Origin of the sequence: Microbacterium sp. B35-04 (assembly GCF_010634885.1) — a bacterium.
Taxonomy (GTDB): Bacteria; Actinomycetota; Actinomycetes; order Actinomycetales; family Microbacteriaceae; genus Microbacterium.
This window is the reverse complement of sequence record NZ_MWLP01000024.1, coordinates 1-1,945: the sequence shown is the minus strand read 5'-3', so window position 1 is coordinate 1,945 and position 1,945 is coordinate 1. Positions and strand designations below refer to the sequence as shown.

The following is a 1,945-nucleotide window of genomic DNA, read 5'->3' as shown; positions in this document are numbered from 1 at the left end:
TTTCGAAGCTTCATTGCTTTCCTTTCTTGGTGGTGCGTGGCCGCCGTCAACCCTTGACGGCGCCCAGCATGATGCCCTTCACGAAGAAGCGCTGGAACAGGGGGTAGATGAAGATGATGGGCAGCACGACCAGCACCGAGACGGTCATGCGTATCGAGGTCGGCGTCTGCTGGGTCGCCACCCCGGCGATCTGCCCGAGATTGCCGCCGGCGTTCTGTGCGGCCTGGGCGAGGCTCGACGCCTGATTGATGAACATGTAGAGCAGGTACTGCAGCGTGTACAGACTCTGGTCGGTGATGTAGATCAGGGTGTCCTGGAAGCTGTTCCACTGCGTGACCGCGCTGAAGATCGCGATGGTCGCCAGGATCGGCGTCATGTTCGGCAGGTACACGCGGAAGAACACCTGCAGGATGTTGGCGCCGTCGACCTCGGCGGCCTCCTGCAGCTCTCGCGGCATCGACTCGACGTAGGTCTTCGCGAGGATGACGTTGAACGGCTGCACCACGAACGGCAGCACGTACACCCAGAAGTTGTTGGTCAGCCCCAGCGTCTTCATGATGATGAACACCGGGATCAGGCCCGCGCTGAAGTACATCGTGATGATGAGGAAGCGGTACCAGAACTTGCGGCCCCACATGCGGGTCTGCGTGAACATGAACCCGAGGAACGCGGAGGCCAGCACTGTCAGCGCCGTGCCGATCACGGTGCGCCCGACGCTGACCACAGCGGCCATCGGCAGCCCGGGCAGCTGGAACACCTGACCGTAGTTCGACAGGTGGAACCCGACCGGCCACAGGCGCACGTCGCCCAGCGCCGAGACGTCGTTGGCGCTGACCGAGTTGATGATCAGGTAGTAGAAGGGGTAGGCGCAGATGAGCGCGAACAGCAGGAACAGCGTGTAGTTCCCGATGCGGAACAGGATGTCGCCGGCCGAGGCGCGATAGCGCGCCGAGGTGTCGCCGCGCTTCGTGGTGGTGAGCGTCTTGGTCATCGTCGTCGTCATGGCCGGCCCCTCACACGATCGATTCGCCGCGGACGCGCTTGGAGACCGCGTTGACGGTGAGCAGGAGCGCGACCGAGATGAGGCTCTTGAGCATGCCGATCGCGGTGGCGAGCGACAGGCTGTTGCCGGTCATGCCGATGTTGTAGACGTACAGGTCGAGCACCTGGATCCACTCCTTGTTGAACGCGTTCTGGAACACGTAGTACTGCTCCATGCCGTTGTTCAGGATGTTCGCGATCGACAGCAGCAGCAGCACGAGGTAGGTGGGCATCAGCTGCGGCAGCGTGATGTAGCGCATCAGCTGGAAGCGCCCGGCACCGTCGATGCGGGCGGACTCGTACAGCGACTGGTCGATGCCGGCGATCGCGGCGAGGTAGATGATCGCGCCCCAGCCGAGACCCTTCCAGATGCTCCAGAGCGTCATGGTGATCCAGACGTTCTGGTCGCTGTCGAGGAACTTGATCGGCGTGGTGATGAGGCCCGCGTCGTTGAGGACGTCGTTCACGAGCCCCGAGCTGGAGAACAGCGAGAACGCGATCATGTAGACGAGCACCCACGAGATGAAGTTCGGCAGCGCCGTGAGGGTCTGCACCGAGCTGCGGAACCAGGGCGCCTTGATCTCGTTGAGCAGGATCGCGAAGAAGAGCGGCAGGACGGATGTCGCGATCCCCAGGAAGCTGATCGCCAGGGTGTTCATCAGCACCTGGCCGATCTGGGCCATCTGCGTGGGCGAGCTCACCAGCATCTGGAACCACTGCAGACCGACGAACTCGCTGCCCTCGATCCCGAGCGCCGGCTTGTAGTCGTACAGCGAGTAGATCCAGCCGTACAGCGGCAGGTACGAGAACAGGAACGCCAGGATCAGGAACGGGACGATGCAGAGGAACAGCGTGAACGAGGTCCGGCTGCCCGCGGGCCGCAGCCGCCGGCCGCGCCGCTTCT

Annotated in this window: 2 protein-coding genes; both read right to left on the bottom strand. The window is 63.1% G+C overall.

The genetic code is table 11. From position 1 onward, the window contains the following. Window positions 1-46: 46 nt before the first annotated feature. Window positions 47-1,003: a carbohydrate ABC transporter permease gene (locus B1729_RS07220; protein WP_204318883.1), complete on the bottom strand. Its 957-nt coding sequence runs from the start codon at window positions 1,001-1,003 to the stop codon at window positions 47-49. 10 nt (window positions 1,004-1,013) lie between these two features. After that, complete coding sequence (locus B1729_RS07215; protein ID WP_345770804.1) at window positions 1,014-1,925, bottom strand: ABC transporter permease subunit; 912 nt, start codon at window positions 1,923-1,925, stop codon at window positions 1,014-1,016. Window positions 1,926-1,945 lie beyond the last annotated feature (20 nt).